Genomic DNA, 17,531 nt, shown 5'->3' with positions numbered 1-17,531 from the left:
AAGGGCGCGCCACCGGATCCGGTGGCGCGCCCTTCGTCCTCGGAGGTGCGGTCAGGCCTTGGCGCGGGGCCGCAGCTCGCGCGGGAGCGCGAAGACGAGCGTCTCGTTCGCGGTGGTGACGGGCTTGACGTCGTGGAAGCCCTCGCCGTCGAGGTACTCGACGACGCCCTTGACCAGGATCTCGGGCACCGACGCGCCGGAGGTGATGCCGACGGTCTCCACGCCGTCGAGCCATGCCGGATCGATCTCGCGGGCGAAGTCGATGAGGTGCGCGGCCCGGGCACCGGCCTGCAACGCCACCTCGACCAGGCGCACCGAGTTCGACGAGTTCCGCGAGCCCACGACGATCACCAGATCGCACTCCGGGGCCATCGCCTTCACGGCGACCTGCCGGTTCTGGGTGGCGTAGCAGATGTCGTCGCTCGGCGGATCCTGCAGCTTCGGGAACTTCTCCCGCAGCCGGCGGACCGTCTCCATCGTCTCGTCGACGGAGAGGGTGGTCTGCGAGAGCCAGACGAGCTTGTCCTCGTCGCGGACGACCACGTTGTCGACCGCGTCGGGCCCGTCGACGAGCTGCACGTGCTGCGGCGCCTCACCGGCCGTGCCCTCGACCTCCTCGTGCCCCTCGTGGCCGATGAGCAGGATGTCGAAGTCGTCGCGGGCGAAGCGCTTGGCCTCCTGGTGCACCTTGGTGACCAGCGGGCACGTCGCGTCGATGGTGCGCAGGCTGCGCTGCGCTGCGCCCTCGTGCACCGCCGGCGAGACGCCGTGCGCGGAGAAGACCAGGAGCGAGCCCTCGGGCACCTCGTCGGTCTCGTCCACGAAGATCACGCCCTTGTCCTGCAGCGTCTCCACGACGTGCCGGTTGTGCACGATCTCCTTGCGCACGTACACCGGGGCGCCGTGCTTCTCGAGGGCCTTCTCGACCGTTTCCACCGCACGGTCGACGCCCGCGCAGTAGCCACGCGGCTCGGCCAGCAGGACACGCTTGCCAGAACTCATGCCTCCAGGCTACGGCACCTGGCGGTGTGCCGGTGGGCCCGATGAGGCACCCTGGACACATGAGCCGTTTACCGTTCGTGGTCCGCGTCGCCGTCGGGGCCGTCGCCCTCGCCGCCGAGAAGGGCCAGGAGATCGTCGGGGGCGCCGTGAGCGCCCCGCTCACCCTGGGCAGCAAGTCCGCGCAGGCCTTCATCCACGTCCAGCAGGACCTCGCCGACCTCGCCATCCGCGGCGACCGCGCACTCGAGGCCGTCTTCCCCGCCAAGGAGGAGGAACAGGCGGCGTGGGCCACCTTCGACGACGACGAGGACGTCGACGTCGATCTGCCCGTCGCACGGCCCGCCTACGGCGAGGTCCGGCCGGCCACCGCTCCCGCCGCCTCGCCCGAGGCCGCGCCGGCCAACGCTGCCGCGCACGCCGAGGACGCCGCTTCGGGCGCCTCGGTCGCCACCGCCCCGCCGGCCGCGGACGAGCAGCCCGCTGCGGAAGAGGCACCGGCGGGCGCGGGTCGGTACGCGCTGTACAGCTCCCCCGCCCCGGCACCGTCGGACCCGGCGGCGCCCGCCGAGACGCCCGACGACCTGCCCGCCGCGGCTGTCCGCATCGACTACCCCGAGCTGACGCTCGCGCAGCTGCGCGGGCGGCTGCCCGGCCTGACCACGCCCGAGGTGGAGTCCCTCGTCGAGTACGAACGCGGCCACAAGGCCCGGCCCCCGTTCCTGACGATGCTCGAGAACCGCATCACGCGGTGACCGGACCGGCTTCGACCAGCGCGACCGGCGGCGCGGGCGGCCCGTCGAGCGCGGAGCACCCGTGGCCGGTGCGCGTGGTCTCCATGAAGATCGCGCAGTGGATCGACCGCCTCGGCGAGGTGTGGGTCGAAGGCCAGATCACCCAGCTCAACCGCCGCGGCGGGGGGACGGCCTTCCTCACGCTGCGCGACCCGTCGGCGAACGTCTCGGTGCAGGTCACGTGCCTGCCGGCCGTGCTCGACCGCTCCGAGGTGCCGCTCAACGAGGGCACGCAGGTCATCGTGCGCGGCAAGTTCACCTACTGGACGGGGCGCGGCAGCCTCTCGCTGCGGATCACCGAGATCCGCGCCGTGGGCGTGGGCGAGCTGCTCGCCCGCATCGAGCGGCTGCGTCAGCTGCTGCACGCCGAAGGCCTGTTCGACCCGCGGCTCAAGCGGCCCCTCCCCTTCCTGCCGCGCACCGTCGGACTCGTGACCGCGCGGGCCAGCGCCGCCGAGCGCGACGTACGGTCGATCGCCGAGGGCCGCTGGCCCGACGTGCGGATCCGCGCCGAGTACGCCACCGTGCAGGGGCCGACGGCCGTTCCGCAGCTGGTGGCGGCCCTGCGCGCCCTGGACGCCGACCCCGAGGTCGACGTCATCATCATGGCGCGCGGCGGCGGCAGCGTGGAGGATCTGCTGCCCTTCTCCGACGAGACGCTGTGCCGCGCCGTGCACGCCGCCCGCACCCCCATCGTCTCGGCCATCGGCCACGAGCCCGACAACCCGCTCTGCGACTTCGCCGCCGACGTGCGCGCCGCGACGCCGACCGACGCCGCCAAGCGCGTGGTGCCCGACGTGGTCGCCGAGCTGGAACGGATCGCCGAGCTGCGCGGGCGCGCGGCGGCGGCACTGCGCGGGTGGGTGCGCCGGGAGGAGCACACGCTGGACGCGCTGCGGTCGCGACCGGTGTTCGCGCACCCGCTACGCCTCGTCGACGACCGCGCCGACGATGTCGCGCGGCTGCTGCGCGACGTCCGGCGGGACGTGCGGCGCACCGTCGAACGGGAATCCGAGCGGACCGCGCACCTGGCCGCGCGGCTCACGTCGCTCGGGCCCGCCGCGACGATGGCCCGCGGCTACGCCGTGGTGCAGAAGGTGACGCCGGACGGCGAGAACCCCGTGGTCCGCGGCATCGACGAACTCGCGCCCGGCTCGCAATTGCGGGTCCGGCTGCCCGACGGTGCCGCCAGCGCAGCCGTCATGGGCGTGACGAAGATCTCCGTACGAACCGAGGATGAGGCATGAGCGACGAGACACCGGTGGCAGAGCTGGGCTACGAGCAGGCCCGCGACGAACTCGCGGTGGTGGTGAAGCTGCTGGAGCAGGGCGGGATCGACCTGGACGAATCGCTGAACCTGTGGGAGCGCGGCGAGGCGCTCGCCAAGCGCTGCGAGGAGCACCTCGCGGGCGCGCGGGAGCGCATCGAGAAGGCGATCGCAGCCGAGGAGTGAGCGGACGGGCCGCTGCCTACCGGGGCGCGGCCGGGGCCGGGGCCGCCGACCGCGGCAGCGGCTGCTGCGACTGGACCGCCGCCGCCAGCTCGGTGAACCGCGGCACGGTGCCGCCGCCGAAGACGACGAGGACGGCACCGTCGACCTGCAGCACCCAGGCGCTGCGGTTCTTGTCGTTCGGGCCGTACACGTCCCAGGTCCGCCCCTCGACGGGGACGGTGCCCGAGGGCTTCGCCTTCGCTCCGTACACGGACTCGAGCACCGCCTCGACGGGCGAGCCGGACTGCGAGAGCTGCAGCGAGTTCTTCTCGGGCGTCACGTAGTTGACGGAGAAGACCGTGCCGCCCACCACGTCGTCGTCGCGAGTCGCGGTGGCCTTCCAGCCCTCCGGCACCCCGTCGACCACGCCCGCGCCGCCGGGCATCCGCACCGGGAAGCCGAGCGTGTCCGCCGACACCTGGAAGACGCCCTTCGGGTTGATCGGCTCGACCGTCTCGTCCTTGGGGTCGGCGCCGAAGCCCAGCTTGAAGTTGCCGGACGCGAACAGCACGATCAGGCACAGGGCGAGCAGCGGAACCATCGTGAGCACCATGTCGCGACGGTTCTGCAGGATCCGGGGTTTGTCAGCCACGTCGTCCAGTATCCCGCGCGCGACGTCCGGCGGTGGAGGCGGGCATGGCGCGACGGGCCGCGGCCCGACCGGCCCCGTCGCCGACCGATAGGGCATGGAAGAATCGAGCGAGGCCCGCCGCGCCCACCCGCGCGCATCGAGATCCGGAGGAATCCATGTCCGATACCCACGCTGAGAAGAACCCCATCGCGCCGGACCGCAACCTGGCCATGGAGCTGGTCCGCGTGACGGAGGCCGGCGCGCTCGCCGCGGGCCGCTGGGTGGGGCGCGGCCAGAAGGAGTCGGGCGACGGCGCGGCCGTGGACGCGATGCGCCAGCTGGTCTCCACAGTGTCGATGAGCGGCGTGGTCGTGATCGGCGAGGGCGAGAAGGACGAGGCGCCCATGCTCTACAACGGCGAAGAGGTGGGCAACGGCTTCGGCCCGTCGACCGACGTCGCCGTGGACCCCGTCGACGGCACGACCCTGATGGCCAAGGGCATGCCCGGCTCGATCGCCGTGCTCGCGGTCGCCGAGCGCGGCGCCATGTACGACCCCTCGGCCGTCTTCTACATGAACAAGATCGCCGTGGGCCCCGAGGCCGCCGGCGTCATCGACATCCAGGCGCCCATCGCGGACAACATCGCCAAGGTCGCCAAGGCCAAGGGCATCAAGGTCACCGACGTCACGCTGACGGTGCTGGACCGCCCCCGGCACGAGCAGCTCATCGCCGACATCCGCGCGACCGGCGCGATCGTGCGCCTCATCTCCGACGGTGACGTGGCCGGCGCCATCGCCGCCGCCCGCCCCGAGGCCAAGACCGACATCCTCGTCGGCATCGGCGGCACCCCCGAGGGCATCATCGCCGCGGCGGCGCTCCGCTGCATGGGCGGCGAGATCCAGGGCACCCTGGCGCCGTCGAACGACGTCGAGAAGCAGCGCCTCGCCGACCTGGGCATCGACCCGAACCAGGTCCTCGGCACCACCGACCTCGTGCGCGGCGACCACGTCTACTTCGCCGCGACCGGCGTGACCGACGGCGACCTGCTGCGGGGCGTCAAGTACCGCGCCGACGGCGCGACCACGCAGTCGATCGTCATGCGCAGCAAGTCGGGCACGGTCCGCACGGTGGACGCGACGCACCGCCTGACGAAGCTGAAGACCTACGCGCAGATCTTCGACTGAGAGTGATCTTCTCCTCGGGCCCTGGGAATGATCCCGGGGCCCGAGTAGGTTTCTAAGGTATGGCTAACACCGCTGATACCCCGGAGACCGAGTACCGCATCGAGCACGACACCATGGGCGAGGTCCGGGTGCCGGTGAACGCGCTGTGGCGGGCGCAGACGCAGCGCGCCGTCGAGAACTTCCCGATCAGCTTCCGCCCGCTCGAACGCGCACAGATCCGTGCCATGGGGCTCCTGAAGGCCGCTGCGGCGCAGGTGAATCAGGACCTGGGACTGCTGGCGCCGGAGAAGGCCGCGGCGATCATCGCCGCCGCGCAGGAGATCGCCGACGGGCTGCACGACGACCAGTTCCCGATCGACGTCTTCCAGACCGGCTCCGGCACCAGCTCGAACATGAACGCCAACGAGGTGATCGCCTCGCTGGCCGGACGCGCCGGCGTGCAGGTGCACCCCAACGACGACGTGAACATGTCGCAGTCGTCGAACGACACCTTCCCCACCGCGACGCACGTCGCGGCCACCGAGGCGGCCGTGACCACCCTGATCCCCGCGCTGGAGCACCTGCAGGCGGCGCTGGCGGCGAAGGCCGATTCGTGGCGCGAGGTGGTCAAGTCCGGCCGCACGCACCTCATGGACGCCGTGCCCGTGACGCTCGGCCAGGAGTTCGGGGGCTACGCCCGGCAGGTCGAGGCCGGCGTCGAGCGGGTGCGGGCCACGCTCCCCCGCGTCGGCGAGGTGCCCATCGGCGGCACCGCGGTGGGCACGGGCCTCAACGCGCCGGAGCGCTTCGGCTCGCTCGTGGTGGCCGAGCTGGTGCGGCTCACGGGAGTCGAGGACATCCGGCTGGCGAAGGACAACTTCGAGGCGCAGGCGGCGCGCGACGGTCTCGTCGAGCTCTCGGGCGCGCTGCGCACGATCGCGGTCTCGCTCACCAAGATCGCCAACGACGTGCGCTGGATGGGCTCCGGCCCGCTCACCGGCCTCGGCGAGCTCGCCCTGCCGGACCTGCAGCCCGGCAGCTCGATCATGCCCGGCAAGGTGAACCCGGTGCTGCCCGAGGCCGTGACGCAGGTGGCCGCGCAGGTGATCGGCAACGACGCCGCGGTGGCCTGGGGCGGCGGCAACGGCGCCTTCGAGCTCAACGTCTACATCCCGATGATGGCCCGCAACGTGCTCGAGTCGATCGCGCTGCTGGCCAACGTCTCCCGGCTGTTCGCGGACCGCTGCATCGAGGGGCTCGTCGCGCACGAGGACCGGCTGCGCACGCTCGCCGAGTCGTCGCCGTCGATCGTGACGCCGCTCAACTCGCTCATCGGCTACGAGGAGGCCGCCGCGGTCGCCAAGCAGGCGCTGAAGGAGGGGAAGACGATCCGGCAGACCGTCATCGACCGCGGGCTCATCGGCGAGAAGCTGACTCTCGAGGAGCTGGACCGGCGGCTCGACGTGCTGGCGATGGCCAACGTCGACCGGGTCAGGTGAGACTGCGGCCGCCGGGTTCGGACGATCAGGTGAGGCTCGCCGCGCCGATGGCGCCGTAGGGCGCCGGGGCGGGCGCGCACTCACCGTCGGTCGCGAGGGCGGAGACGGTGACCGACCGGGCACCGTCGAGCGGGATCGAGAGGGTCTGCGGCGCGTCGTCGCGCACGAGGGTGGCGGCCAGCTTCGTCGCGCCGTCGACGATGAACGAGACGCGCACCCGTAGGCCCCTCGGGGTGTGCGGCTGGAGGCCCAGGACGCCCGTGAGCTTCGTGAACTCGCCGCCGAGCCGGTAGACAGCGGTCGCCGCGGTGCCCTCGCAGCCGATCCAGATCCCCGTCGCGCTGCGATAGGTCTTGCCCGCGAGGGTCGCGGTGAGGGCCTGGCCCGTGTCGCCGACGGCGCTGGAGCTGGCCAGGCGGGCGTAGAGCGGGGTGCCGGTGGGCGTGGAGCCCGCGTCCTCCGCCACGGTGAGCGACGAGGCCGTGGCCGCTGTGGCCTCGACGCTGTGCGAGCCCGGGTGCGTCTCGTTCGACGGTGCCGCCTGTGCGCCGCAGCCCGCGGTCAGGAGGCCGGCTACACAGGTCGCTACGGTGAAACTTGTTCTCAATCTCACCCGCTGAGGATAGCCCGTCGCCGGACCCGGGCACCTCGGGTCAGCGACGATCGACGAGCACGTAGGACGCGCCCGCGGCGATCGCCGCGACGGTGAGTACCGACGGCCACGCGCCGATCTTCTTCGCCAGCGGGTGCGACGCACCGAATCCGCCCAGGTAGACCGCGCCGAGCGCGGCTGCCGTCCCCGCACCGGCCTTGGCGTACCAGCCCTGGCCGGCCGCGGCACCCGCCGCCGCGAGCACGACGCCGCCGAGCGGGCGGATCCCGGTCTCCCGGGCGACGTAGTAGCCGCCCACGAGTCCCGCGGCGGCGATCGGGGCGGTTCCGATCCGGTCGATGATGTCGCTCATTCCTCGACCCTACCCACTACCGCGCGTAGTAGATCCGTGTGGCGCGTCGCACGATCGATTCCCTGCGGTTTCGGCGGCCGAATCGCAGGTCGGCGCCGCCGAAACCGCAGGGAACTGATCGAGGTGCTCTCAGCCGAACAACACTCGTCCCCCGGGGCCCGTCGCGGTAGGCGGAGCGGTACATCCTGGCCCTCGTCTCGATCGAAGAGAGCAACCCCTCGCTGCGCGCCCTCATCGCCAGCCGGGCCCACCGCGCACTACTGCTGCAGCGGAGCGCTCACCTGCGGCTCGATCAACGCGGTCGACGCGAACGGCGAACGGTTCTAGACGCCGTACATCGACTACGGCAACGACCTCGGGGCCGCCTGCTATGCGGTGCAGCACAGGGGCGGAGCGTACGTGCGCACCTTCCGCAACGGCGTCGCGATCGGCGCGAACCCCTGCGGGTAGCTTGGACGGCATGAGCACGCCGCGCTGGTTCACGGACACCAAGGAAGGCCACAGCGAGTGGTACATCGAGCGTTTCCGGACGATGGCGCGGGAGGGCGCGGACCTCGCGGGTGAAGGGCGCCTCGTCGACGCGATGGTGGCCCGCGAGTCGCGGATCCTGGACGCCGGCTGCGGGCCGGGCCGGATCGGCGGGTATCTGCACTCCGTGGGCCACGACGTGACCGGCGTGGACGTCGACCCGAAGCTCATCGCCGCTGCGCAGGAGGATCATCCGGGCCCGCGCTGGCTGGTGCAGGACCTCGCGGAGCTGGACCTCGACGGCACCTTCGACGCGATCGTCTGCGCCGGGAACGTGTTGGTCTTCGTCGCGGAGGGCACCGAGACGACGGTGCTCGCGAACTTCCGGAAGCACCTCACGCCAGACGGATTCGCGATCGTCGGCTTCCACACGAACCGCGGGCTCACGCCGGATCAGCTGGACGCCCACGCCGCCGAAGCCGGGCTGCGGACCGATCTGCGCCTGGCAACCTGGGACGTCAAGCCCTGGCACGACGGAGCCGATTTCGCCGTGTCGATCCTGCGGCCCGCCTGACGGGAAGAGCAGCGCACCGTCGAACCCGGCAACGGTGCGCCGGACGACCTACCGCTCCTTCGAGCGCACCCGGATCCCGCTGAGCGGCAGGGCGACCTCACCCGACGGATCGGTGAAGAAATCGTTGCCCTTGTCGTCGACCACGATGAACGCGGGGAAGTTCTCGACCTCGATCTTCCACACGGCCTCCATGCCGAGCTCGGGGTACTCGATGATCTCCTGCGACTTGATGCAGTCGAGCGCCAGCCGGGCGGCGGGGCCACCGATCGAGCCGAGGTAGAAGCCGCCGTGCGTATCGCAGGCCTGCGTGACCTGCTTGGAGCGGTTCCCCTTGGCCAGCATGATCATCGAGCCGCCCGCGGCCTGGAACTGGTCGACGTAGCTGTCCATGCGGCCCGCCGTCGTCGGCCCGAAGGAGCCCGACGCCATGCCCTCCGGCGTCTTCGCGGGACCGGCGTAGTAGACCGGGTGGTCCTTGAGGTACTGCGGCATGGGCTGACCCGAGTCGAGCAGGTCCTTGATCTTGGCGTGCGCGATGTCGCGCGCGACGACCAGCGGGCCGGTCAGCGACAGGCGGGTCTTCACCGGGTACTTCGACAGCTCGGCGAGGATCTCGGGCATCGGCCGGTTCAGGTCGATCTCGACGACCGCGCCGCCCTCGATGTCCTCCGCCACACCGGCATCCGGCATGTACTGCGCCGGATCGGTCTCCAGCTGCTCGAGGAAGACGCCGTCGGCCGTGATCTTGCCGAGAGCCTGACGGTCGGCCGAGCAGGACACCGCGATCGCGACGGGCAGCGAGGCGCCGTGCCGGGGCAGGCGCACGACGCGCACGTCGTGGCAGAAGTACTTGCCGCCGAATTGAGCGCCGATGCCGAAGGACTGGGTGAGCTCGAAGACCTTCTCCTCCAACTCCTTGTCGCGGAAGCCGTGCGCCGAGATCGAGCCGGTCTCGGGGAGCTCGTCGAGGTAGTGCGCCGAGGCGTACTTCGCGGTCTTGAGCGCGAACTCGGCGGACGTGCCGCCGATGACGATCGCGAGGTGGTACGGCGGGCAGGCCGCGGTGCCCAGCGAGCGGATCTTCTCGTCGAGGAACGTGAGGATGCGGTCCGGGTTGAGGATCGCCTTCGTCTCCTGGAACAGGAACGACTTGTTGGCCGAGCCGCCGCCCTTGGCCATGAACAGGAACTTGTACTCCGGCCCCTTCGGCCCCTGCTCGGTGGCGTAGATCTCCACCTGGGCCGGCAGATTGGTGCCGGTGTTCTTCTCCTCGTACATGGTGATCGGCGCGTTCTGCGAGTAGCGCAGGTTGAGCTTGGTGTACGCGTCGTACACGCCGCGCGAGACCCACTCCCCGTCGTCCACGCCGGTCAGCACGCCCTCGGACTTCTTGCCCATGACGATCGCGGTGCCGGTGTCCTGGCACATCGGCAGCACGCCGCCCGCGGAGATGTTGACGTTCTTGAGCAGGTCGAGCGCCACGAAGCGGTCGTTGCCCGACGCCTCGGGGTCGTCGATGATCTTCCGCAGCTGCTGCAGGTGCGCGGGCCGCAGGTAGTGGCTGATGTCGTGCATCGCCTCCGCGGTCAGCTGCTGCAGCGCCTCGGGCGCGACCTTGAGGAACTTCTGCCCGTCGACCTCGAAGGTCTCCACACCCTCGGCCGTGACGAGCCGGTACGGCGTCGTATCGGGGCCGATGGGCAGCAGGTCGGAATAGATGAATTCGGGGCTGTTCGAAGTCACGTATCGAGAGTATTCCCCGGCCTGACGCCGGTCCGGGTTAGGTTGCCCTACCTGCGGGGATCCGGGCCCGACGATGCCGAACCTGCGGTTCACTCCACGACCATCGCGGCGAGCGCGTCGAGTAACTGCCCCCACCCTGGTTCGAGCCCGGCGACCATGGGCGCGGCCCCCTCGCGGACGTCGGTGACGTGAATCGTCAGGGCGAGGGTCGTCGCCGCACCACCGCTCAGGACGACGGTGTGTCGCGCGGCGAAGTACGGGACGCCGTCGGCGTCGACGGGCGCGAGAGTGAAGACGAGACGGCGCGGTGCCGCAGCCTCGACGACCTGCCCCTCGGAGACGTACCGTGCACCGCCGCCCTCCCGGAGGACGAGCCGGACGGGCGCGCCCGGCGTCGGCGCCACGGCGACGTCCTCGACGGCGAAATGCCTGGGCGCCCACCACGTCGCGGCACACTCAGGATCGGTCCACGCGGCCCACACCCGCTCGATGGGCGCATCAACGACACGGTCGAGGGCGACCGCGCGGATGCCCTCGCCGCGGTCCTCCGCAGCGATCGCGAACGCGTACCGTTCGAGCGCCGTGTCGTCTTCGCCGGTGACCGCGAGCGCGGCGAAGTACTCGGCCAGCCGCCGCATCATCGCGCGGTCGATCCGCGCCACTCGCCGGCGCCCGAGCTTGTGCACCCGGACGACCCCCGCGGCCTCGAGGACCTGAAGGTGCTTGGTGGTCTGTGGCTGCCGCGCGCCGATCGCCGCCTGAACGTCGGAGACGGTTCGCGGGTGTTCCGCGAGGAGGCCGACGATCCGGAACCGAGTGGGCTCGGCGACCGCCGCGAGCGCTCGCTGCAGTCCCTCCGTCACTCCGCTGCGACCAGGGCGACGAGGTTGTCGAGCTCGTTCCCGCGGCCCACGACGAGCCGTTCGGTCCACACGTCGTCGTGCATGGGCTCGACGTGCATGACCACGCGCGTGCCGGCCGGGTCGCGGTGGAGCTCGACGACGGTCAGGTGCTCGTAGGGGTCGCGGCCGGGAACGAAGTCGATGACGGACCGGTAGGACAGGCGCGACGGTTCGTGGACTTCGGCGAAGTACTTGACGGACCGCGTAGCGAGCGGCAGGCCGTTCTGCTCCATGAAGGCGACCTGTTCGGGTGCGATCGCGGTCATCGTGTAGGAGAGTTCGCCGCCGGGCCGGAGATCGAGACGGGTGACGTCGGTGCGGAAGCCCTCCGGGGCCCACCATGCGGAGATCCCGGCCGGAGTGGTCCAGAGTTCCCAGACGCGAGACGGCGATGCGGCGACGATGCGTTCAAGAGTTGTGGTCATAGCCACCAGCATACATTCGTTTAAAGGAATGTATCAAGAGCGGGTTCCCGACGGCTCACCGCAGGGCCGGGAGCACTAGGCCGACCGCGCCGACGACGCACAACCAGGTGCGCACGACGTTCCACTTCCCCCAGGTGCGGGCGTACTCCACCCACTCCACGGTGCCGGCGGTCAGGCGCTGGTTGAGCGGCACGTTGATCGCGATCGTCAGCACCAGGGCCGCGACCGCGCACACCGCACCGAGCACGCCGGCCACCGTCCGGGCGTCGAACTCGCCCGCGACGACGAGCCAGATCGCCGCGATCACGGCGAGGAGCGGGGCCAGCAGGAAGACCGCGAGGAAGGGCGGCCGCTCGACCGCGATGTTCATCCGGCGCATGGCCTCGGCACCGTCGGGGACGGCGCGCTGGGCGGTGATGACGGTGGCATAGGCGAAGTAGAAGCCGGCCAGCACCCCGCTGAGCAGGGCCGCCGATCCGAGGAGGAGTTTGAGTGGCATGGTTCAAGGATCGCGGCCGCCACTGGCGTTTTCCATGGTTCAGACCCCCGAATCCATACGCATTCGTCTAATCTGGCGAAGTGGACCCGCTGTTCCGGATGGTGTCCGGCCTCCGCGCGCACGGCCTGTTCTCGCTGCGCCTGTCAATGGCGGCGCCGTGGTCCGTGGACATCGACGACCGAGCGCCGCTCACCGCGATCGCCGTCGACCGCGGCACCGCGTGGGTCACCGGCGCGGGCACCCGGATCCGGCTCGAGGCGGGTGCCGTCGCCCTCGTCGCGCACGGCCCGCGGTACCGAGTGGCCGACGAACCCGACCGTCCGCCGACGGTGCGCATCGACCCCGGTGGGGTCTGCGTGCCGCTCACCGAGTCGATGCGCTCGACCACCCACCGCGGGCTGCTCACGTGGGGCAACCACGACGACGGCCCCGATCAACTGCTCGTCGGGACCTACGCCTCGGCCTCCCAGGTGGGCCGGCACCTCGTCGAACAGCTCCCGGAGTTCACCGTGCTCCCGCCCGGCGAGGTCGACGAGGCGCTGCTCGGGCTGCTGCGGCGCGAGCTCGCGGACCCGCGCCCCGGACACAGCGTCGTGATCGACCGGCTCCTCGACGTCGTGGTCTGCGCCGCGATCCGCGCGGCGGCGCGCACCGCCCCGACGGGGTGGCTGTCGGGCACCGTCGACGACGCGGTCGCCGGCGCGCTGGACCTGATCCACGAGGCCCCCGAGCTGCCGTGGACGGTCGCCTCGCTCGCCGCCGCGCTGCACGTCTCCCGGGCGGGGCTCGCGGCGCGATTCCGCGCCGGCGTCGGCGAGCCGCCCGGCCGCTACCTCACGCTGTGGCGGCTCACCCTCGCGGCGGACGCGCTGACCTCGTCGGAGGACGGGCTCGAGGTGATCGCCCGGCGCGTGGGCTACGGCTCCGCGTTCGCCCTGAGCGCGGCGTTCAAGCGCCACCACGGCCTGAGCCCGTCGCAGTTCCGGGCCCGCGAGGCCGCCGTCAGCTGAACTCGAACAGCGGCGGGAAGGCGAGGGCGACGACCGCCGCCCACGCCGCGTAGGCGGGCAGCGTGCTCGTCTGCCAGCGCTCGATCGCGGCGAAGTCCCTGCTCCCCCGGACGAATCCGAGCCCGAGCCGGGCCGCGCCGGCGAGGATCACCAGCAGCACCAGGTTCAGGCCCAGCACGGCGGCCTTGTTCGGCGAGGTGCCGAACTCGGCCGTGCGGGTCACCATCGCGACGAGCACCACGAGGTCCACGGCGATCGCCGCGACGACCAGCGCCACCTGCAGCCGGTCGAAGACGTCCGGCCGGCGCCGCGGGTCGCGGGCGGAGACCGCGTACAGCTGCAGCCCGACGACGAGTACGAGGACCACCGTCATCAGGACCAGCAGGTCGCGGTCCGCGCCGATCAGGCCCGGGCGCGACGCGAAGGCGCCGAGCACCACCACGAGCATGACCAGCGTGATCGGGGTGAAGATCCGCGTGAGCACGGGCGCGATGTTCTCGATCACCTCCTGCTTCGCCTCGACCAACCACGCGGCCACCAGCACCGCTCCGCCGACGCACAGCGGCAGCGCCCACTCGGTGACCGGAGACTCCGCGTCCAATCCCACGGCGCCCAGCGCGGCGATCGTCAGGCCCGTGATCGCGCCGCCGCCGAGGGCGATGAGCAGGAAGTAGATGACGAACTCGCCGGTGAACCGCACGAAGTCCATCCGCCGGGGCGCCGAGCGCCATGCGCCGCCGGTGTAGGCGACGCCCACGCCGAACCACAGCACCACCGGCGCGGCGACGACGGCCAGGACCTCGGTCGAGCCGCCGGACTCGAAGGGGTACGCCGCGAGCAGGCCCGCGATCACCGCGAAGGCGCCGAGCACCACCGCCGTCGTCCGCCGGGGCATCGCGCGCTTCCACGCGAAGTACCCGACGAGGAAGGGCGCGACCGCGAAGCCGACGAACCGCGGCGCGGACTCGCCGAGCAGGTGCAGCACCGCGACGAGTGCGAGGCCCGCGGCGGCGCCCAGCGCCAGGACCACCGGCAGCTCACCGCGTCGCCCGGACGCGTCCTCGGCGCTACCCAGCACGAGTTGCTTCCACAGCCGGTCGGAGTGCTCGCGGGCGAACTCGTGCGCGACCGCGTCGGCGGCGCCCATGCGCTTGACCGCGACGAGGAAGGATTCGTCGCCGTCGAGGCCGCGGGCCTCGAGATCGGCGATCGACTCGCGCAGGTGGGACTCGAGCTCGTCCACCTCGTCGGCGCGCATCCGGCGACGTCCCTCCAGGTAGCCGCGCCACTGCCCGATCTGGGCGTCGATCGGGCCGGTCATGCGAGCCCCGCCTGCGGCGCACCGTCGGACCAGAGACCGTCCAGGGCGGCGCTGACGACCCGCCACTGGTCACGACGGTCCGCGAGCGCCTCCCGTCCGGCGGGCGTGATGGCGTAGTGCTTGCGCTTGCGGCCGGTATCGGCGACGCCCCAGCGCGATTCGACGTGCCCGAGCCGCTCGAGTCGGTGCAGCAGCGGGTACAGCATGCCGTCTGACCACTCGAGCCGTCCGCCGGAGAGCTCGCGGACGCGGGTGAGGATCGCGTAGCCGTAGCTGTCGCCGTCGCTGAGGATGCTCAGCACCAGCGGGGTCGCCGAGGCGGCGACCAGGTCCTTGTCGATGTGCATCGCACCTCCATACCTAGAACCACTAGGTACAGGTATACCTTGCGGTTCTAGGTACGACAAGGGCGCGTGGTGCCGCCCGGACCCGGCGACGCGGTCGCGCGCCTCCAGTACCCTGGTCAGACGTGACCGACCTCCCCCAGGTAGCCGCCCGGCAATCGCCGCCGCCCCTGCCGGCGTCCCGCGCAGGCGCCGGCGCGCACACCGGCGGCGAGCGGGTCCCCCTCCCCGAGCGCGAGTTCTTCGTCGAGGAGTTCCGCGGGATCACGATCGTCGTCGCCCTCCCGCAGATCGACGACGCGACCCTGGACGCGGCCAGCCGCACGGTCGACGCCTTCGCGGCCGGCGACACCCGCTTCGTCTTCGTGGTTCCGGCCGACCACGCCGCGGCCACCGTCGACGCGGTCGGCGGCCGGGCGGTGAACGGCGCGTCGACCTGGAACGACGACTTCGTCGCCGACCTCTGGCTCACCGTGACCGACGCGAAGCGCGTCGTCGTCGGGGCGGACCCCGCGACCCTCGCCCACACCGCGGGGGCCGTGTCCGCGAGCGTCCGCGCGTCCAAGATGGTGCTCACCGATCCCGCGGGCGGGTGGGGTGACCCACCCCGCAGCTACGCCGACATCGACCTGCACGGCGAACGCCTCGCGGCCCACCTGGCCGGGCGCGGACTCGACGACTACGCGCCCGCGGCGCAGGCCGCCCTCGTGGGCGGGGCGTACAGCGTCAACCTCTGCCGCGGCGAGGACCTCGACTACGAGCTCCTCACCTTCGATGGTCGCGGCACGGTGCTCACCCACGGGCGGTACCTGCACCTGGCGCCCCTCCAAGTGGACGACTTCGCCCGGATCGAAGCGCTGGTGTCACAGGGCGTCCAGGACGGCATCCTCAAACCGCGCAGCCGGGCCGAGATCGCGCGCATGGCGGCCGGCGGTCTCGGCGCCCGCGTGCTCCGCACCGGTCACCTGGCGGGCGTGGTCGGACTCGAAGTCGATCGATACGCCGGCACGGGCTACGCCGAGGTGTCCGGCCTGATCACCGTCGCCGAGTTCTCCGGGCTCGGCGCCGGAAGTCTTCTGATCGACGGACTGGTGGAGCTGTGCCGCAGCCGGGGACTGACGCACGTCTTCGCCGTGACCGTCAGCGACAGCGCCGCCGACTTCTTCCTCCGGCGGGGATTCCGCGAGGTCGAGCATCAGGACGTACCTGCGGCGAAGTGGGACGGCTACGACGCGGAGCGCCTCGCGGTCGCGCGCTGCTTCCTCCGCGCGATCGAGGCCCGTCCCGCTGCGTAGTCGCCGACGGGCGGCCACCCCGTTCCGAAACCGGGCTCCAGGGACCTCGCGGCGAAGTATTTCCGTCGTGGTCGCGCTGGAGACCGGTTTCGGATCGAGCTACGCGCCGGGCGCGAACTCCTCCAGCATCTCGGTGACCAGCGCCGCGATCGGCGAGCGCTCGGACCGGGTGAGCGTGACGTGCGCGAACAGCGGGTGCCCTTTGAGCTTCTCGATCACCGCGGCGACGCCGTCGTGCCGGCCGACGCGCAGGTTGTCACGCTGGGCGACGTCGTGCGTGAGCACCACCCGCGAACCCGAGCCGAGACGTGAGAGCACCGTGAGCAGCACGTTGCGCTCCAGCGACTGCGCTTCGTCGACGATGACGAAGGAGTCGTGCAGCGAGCGGCCGCGGATGTGCGTGAGCGGCAGCACCTCCAGCATCCCGCGCGACATCACCTCGTCCATCACCTCCGGCGAGGCGAGCCCGTCGAGGGTGTCGTAGACGGCCTGCGCCCACGGCCCCATCTTCTCGTTCTCGGAGCCGGGCAGATACCCGAGGTCCTGGCCGCCGACGGCGTAGAGCGGGCGGAAGACGACGACCTTACGCTGCGTGCGCTTCTCCAGCACGGCCTCCAGGCCGGCGCACAGCGCCAGCGCGGACTTGCCGGTGCCGGCCTTGCCGCCGAGGGAGACGATGCCCACCGACTCGTCGAGCAGCAGGTCGAGCGCGACGCGCTGCTCCGCGCTGCGGCCGTGCAGCCCGAAGGCCTCGCGGTCGCCGCGCACCAGCTGCAGCTGCTTCTCCGCGGTCACCCGGCCGAGCGCGCTGGACGTGCCGCCCAGCAGCCGCACGCCCGTGTTGCACGGCAGCTCGCGCGCGGCGTCGTGATCGACGACCCCGCCCGCGAACAGCGCGTCGATCACCTCGCGCGAGACCTCGAGCTCCTCCATGCCGGTCCAGCCGGAGGTCACCACGTCCTGCGCCCGGTACTCGTCGGCGTCGAGGCCCACCGCGCCCGCCTTGACCCGCAGCGGGATGTCCTTCGAGACCAGCACCACGTCGCGGCCCTCGGCGCGCAGGTTCAGCGCGCACGCGAGGATGCGGGCGTCGTTGGTCTCCGTGCGGAAACCGACCGGCAGCACCGTCGGATCGATGTGGTTCAGCTCGACCTGGACCGTGCCGCCGCCCGGGGTGGGGATCGGCTGGTCGAGGCGGCCGTGCTCGAGCCGCAGGTCGTCGAGCATGCGCAGGGACTCGCGGGCGAACCAGCCGAGCTCGGCGTGGTGACGCTTGCCCTCGAGTTCGCTGATCACCACGAGCGGGAGCACGACGTCGTGCTCGGCGAAGCGGGTGATGGCCCAGGGATCGGACAGCAGGACGGAGGTGTCGAGCACGTACGTGCGGGGGGTCTCACGGAAAGACACGGTGACGCTCCTAGCCTGCGCGGCGCCCGCGCAAGCGTGTAGCTGTGGCCGGCCGGTCCA

19 protein-coding genes are annotated in these 17,531 nt (G+C 71.7%); 8 read left to right on the top strand and 11 right to left on the bottom strand.

The features are described from left to right. Positions 1-51 precede the first annotated feature (51 nt). Positions 52-1,002, bottom strand: a complete 951-nt coding sequence (locus tag ACM9LD_RS16480) for a 4-hydroxy-3-methylbut-2-enyl diphosphate reductase (RefSeq protein WP_415677660.1) — start codon at positions 1,000-1,002, stop codon at positions 52-54. Between the two features lie 59 nt (positions 1,003-1,061). Between ACM9LD_RS16480 and ACM9LD_RS16475 the strand changes: the two genes are divergently transcribed. From ACM9LD_RS16475 to ACM9LD_RS16465, 3 genes are read left to right on the top strand one after another with little or no spacing between them, the layout of a single operon-like run. Continuing rightward, complete coding sequence (locus tag ACM9LD_RS16475; RefSeq protein WP_415677659.1) at positions 1,062-1,754, top strand: lipid droplet-associated protein; 693 nt, start codon at positions 1,062-1,064, stop codon at positions 1,752-1,754. Beyond that, positions 1,751-3,040 carry an exodeoxyribonuclease VII large subunit gene (gene xseA, locus ACM9LD_RS16470; RefSeq protein ID WP_415677658.1) on the top strand — a complete coding sequence of 430 codons (1,290 nt, stop codon included), beginning with the start codon at positions 1,751-1,753 and terminating at the stop codon, positions 3,038-3,040. The genes ACM9LD_RS16475 and xseA overlap by 4 nt, the downstream gene beginning before the upstream one ends. Further along, a complete protein-coding gene (locus ACM9LD_RS16465) occupies positions 3,037-3,246 on the top strand; it encodes an exodeoxyribonuclease VII small subunit (protein WP_068532691.1) in 210 nt (69 codons plus the stop codon). The genes xseA and ACM9LD_RS16465 overlap by 4 nt, the downstream gene beginning before the upstream one ends. Positions 3,247-3,262: 16 nt before the next feature. Here ACM9LD_RS16465 and ACM9LD_RS16460 read toward each other — a convergent pair whose 3' ends face one another. Beyond that, positions 3,263-3,877: a DUF4245 domain-containing protein gene (locus ACM9LD_RS16460; protein WP_415677657.1), complete on the bottom strand. Its 615-nt coding sequence runs from the start codon at positions 3,875-3,877 to the stop codon at positions 3,263-3,265. Positions 3,878-4,032: 155 nt separating this feature from the next. Between ACM9LD_RS16460 and glpX the strand changes: the two genes are divergently transcribed. Then, positions 4,033-5,040: a class II fructose-bisphosphatase gene (gene glpX, locus ACM9LD_RS16455; protein ID WP_415677656.1), complete on the top strand. Its 1,008-nt coding sequence runs from the start codon at positions 4,033-4,035 to the stop codon at positions 5,038-5,040. Between the two features lie 59 nt (positions 5,041-5,099). Further along, entirely contained in the window at positions 5,100-6,518 is a 1,419-nt protein-coding gene (locus ACM9LD_RS16450; RefSeq protein ID WP_415677655.1) for a class II fumarate hydratase, read from the top strand. A gap of 25 nt (positions 6,519-6,543) precedes the next feature. On the opposite strand, the gene ACM9LD_RS16445 is transcribed toward ACM9LD_RS16450, so the two are convergent. Both ACM9LD_RS16445 and ACM9LD_RS16440 read right to left on the bottom strand, forming a co-directional pair. Continuing rightward, positions 6,544-7,131, bottom strand: a complete 588-nt coding sequence (locus tag ACM9LD_RS16445) for an NPCBM/NEW2 domain-containing protein (protein WP_415677654.1) — start codon at positions 7,129-7,131, stop codon at positions 6,544-6,546. A 40-nt stretch (positions 7,132-7,171) separates the two neighbouring features. Beyond that, positions 7,172-7,483 carry a hypothetical protein gene (locus ACM9LD_RS16440; protein WP_415677653.1) on the bottom strand — a complete coding sequence of 104 codons (312 nt, stop codon included), beginning with the start codon at positions 7,481-7,483 and terminating at the stop codon, positions 7,172-7,174. Positions 7,484-7,943: 460 nt separating this feature from the next. On the opposite strand from ACM9LD_RS16440, the gene ACM9LD_RS16435 reads away from it, so the two are divergent. After that, complete coding sequence (locus ACM9LD_RS16435) at positions 7,944-8,525, top strand: class I SAM-dependent DNA methyltransferase (RefSeq protein ID WP_415677652.1); 582 nt, start codon at positions 7,944-7,946, stop codon at positions 8,523-8,525. A gap of 48 nt (positions 8,526-8,573) precedes the next feature. Here ACM9LD_RS16435 and ACM9LD_RS16430 read toward each other — a convergent pair whose 3' ends face one another. The 4 genes from ACM9LD_RS16430 to ACM9LD_RS16415 all read right to left on the bottom strand — a co-directional run bounded on the left by ACM9LD_RS16430 (position 8,574) and on the right by ACM9LD_RS16415 (position 12,094). Then, entirely contained in the window at positions 8,574-10,268 is a 1,695-nt protein-coding gene (locus ACM9LD_RS16430) for a fumarate hydratase (RefSeq protein ID WP_415677651.1), read from the bottom strand. An 89-nt stretch (positions 10,269-10,357) separates the two neighbouring features. Then, on the bottom strand, positions 10,358-11,131 hold the full coding sequence (locus ACM9LD_RS16425; protein WP_415677650.1) for a metalloregulator ArsR/SmtB family transcription factor: 774 nt from the start codon (positions 11,129-11,131) through the stop codon (positions 10,358-10,360). Next, on the bottom strand, positions 11,128-11,595 hold the full coding sequence (locus tag ACM9LD_RS16420; protein WP_415677649.1) for an SRPBCC family protein: 468 nt from the start codon (positions 11,593-11,595) through the stop codon (positions 11,128-11,130). Before ACM9LD_RS16420 ends, ACM9LD_RS16425 begins: the two co-directional genes overlap by 4 nt. Positions 11,596-11,650: 55 nt before the next feature. Continuing rightward, the gene (locus ACM9LD_RS16415; RefSeq protein WP_415677648.1) at positions 11,651-12,094 is read right to left on the bottom strand and encodes an anthrone oxygenase family protein; all 444 of its coding nucleotides are present in this window, start codon (positions 12,092-12,094) and stop codon (positions 11,651-11,653) included. Between the two features lie 80 nt (positions 12,095-12,174). On the opposite strand from ACM9LD_RS16415, the gene ACM9LD_RS16410 reads away from it, so the two are divergent. Then, positions 12,175-13,104 carry an AraC family transcriptional regulator gene (locus tag ACM9LD_RS16410; RefSeq protein WP_415677647.1) on the top strand — a complete coding sequence of 310 codons (930 nt, stop codon included), beginning with the start codon at positions 12,175-12,177 and terminating at the stop codon, positions 13,102-13,104. Here the strand turns inward: ACM9LD_RS16410 and ACM9LD_RS16405 are convergent. Together ACM9LD_RS16405 and ACM9LD_RS16400 are read right to left on the bottom strand one after the other, a co-directional pair. Then, positions 13,097-14,425, bottom strand: a complete 1,329-nt coding sequence (locus ACM9LD_RS16405; protein WP_415677646.1) for a permease prefix domain 1-containing protein — start codon at positions 14,423-14,425, stop codon at positions 13,097-13,099. The genes ACM9LD_RS16410 and ACM9LD_RS16405 overlap by 8 nt on opposite strands. Then, positions 14,422-14,772, bottom strand: coding sequence for a PadR family transcriptional regulator (locus tag ACM9LD_RS16400; RefSeq protein ID WP_415677645.1), 351 nt, complete (start codon positions 14,770-14,772; stop codon positions 14,422-14,424). Before ACM9LD_RS16400 ends, ACM9LD_RS16405 begins: the two co-directional genes overlap by 4 nt. 122 nt (positions 14,773-14,894) lie before the next feature. On the opposite strand from ACM9LD_RS16400, the gene ACM9LD_RS16395 reads away from it, so the two are divergent. Beyond that, positions 14,895-16,064, top strand: a complete 1,170-nt coding sequence (locus ACM9LD_RS16395) for a GNAT family N-acetyltransferase (protein WP_415677644.1) — start codon at positions 14,895-14,897, stop codon at positions 16,062-16,064. 99 nt (positions 16,065-16,163) lie between these two features. Here ACM9LD_RS16395 and ACM9LD_RS16390 read toward each other — a convergent pair whose 3' ends face one another. Then, on the bottom strand, positions 16,164-17,471 hold the full coding sequence (locus ACM9LD_RS16390; RefSeq protein WP_224645860.1) for a PhoH family protein: 1,308 nt from the start codon (positions 17,469-17,471) through the stop codon (positions 16,164-16,166). Positions 17,472-17,531: the final 60 nt, after the last annotated feature.

The organism is Tsukamurella hominis (genome assembly GCF_965137015.1).
GTDB classification, from domain to species: Bacteria; Actinomycetota; Actinomycetes; order Mycobacteriales; family Mycobacteriaceae; genus Tsukamurella; species Tsukamurella hominis.
This window is presented reverse-complemented; position numbering and strand designations above follow the sequence as displayed.

Coding starts and splice junctions, on each gene's coding strand:
- ACM9LD_RS16480 (WP_415677660.1), bottom strand. CDS start 1,002: ATGAGTTCTGGCAAGCGTGTCCTGCTGGCCGAGCCGCGTGGCTACTGC.
- ACM9LD_RS16405 (WP_415677646.1), bottom strand. CDS start 14,425: ATGACCGGCCCGATCGACGCCCAGATCGGGCAGTGGCGCGGCTACCTG.
- ACM9LD_RS16415 (WP_415677648.1), bottom strand. CDS start 12,094: ATGCCACTCAAACTCCTCCTCGGATCGGCGGCCCTGCTCAGCGGGGTG.
- glpX (WP_415677656.1), top strand. CDS start 4,033: ATGTCCGATACCCACGCTGAGAAGAACCCCATCGCGCCGGACCGCAAC.
- ACM9LD_RS16420 (WP_415677649.1), bottom strand. CDS start 11,595: ATGACCACAACTCTTGAACGCATCGTCGCCGCATCGCCGTCTCGCGTC.
- ACM9LD_RS16440 (WP_415677653.1), bottom strand. CDS start 7,483: ATGAGCGACATCATCGACCGGATCGGAACCGCCCCGATCGCCGCCGCG.
- ACM9LD_RS16450 (WP_415677655.1), top strand. CDS start 5,100: ATGGCTAACACCGCTGATACCCCGGAGACCGAGTACCGCATCGAGCAC.
- ACM9LD_RS16465 (WP_068532691.1), top strand. CDS start 3,037: ATGAGCGACGAGACACCGGTGGCAGAGCTGGGCTACGAGCAGGCCCGC.
- ACM9LD_RS16475 (WP_415677659.1), top strand. CDS start 1,062: ATGAGCCGTTTACCGTTCGTGGTCCGCGTCGCCGTCGGGGCCGTCGCC.
- ACM9LD_RS16400 (WP_415677645.1), bottom strand. CDS start 14,772: ATGCACATCGACAAGGACCTGGTCGCCGCCTCGGCGACCCCGCTGGTG.
- ACM9LD_RS16435 (WP_415677652.1), top strand. CDS start 7,944: ATGAGCACGCCGCGCTGGTTCACGGACACCAAGGAAGGCCACAGCGAG.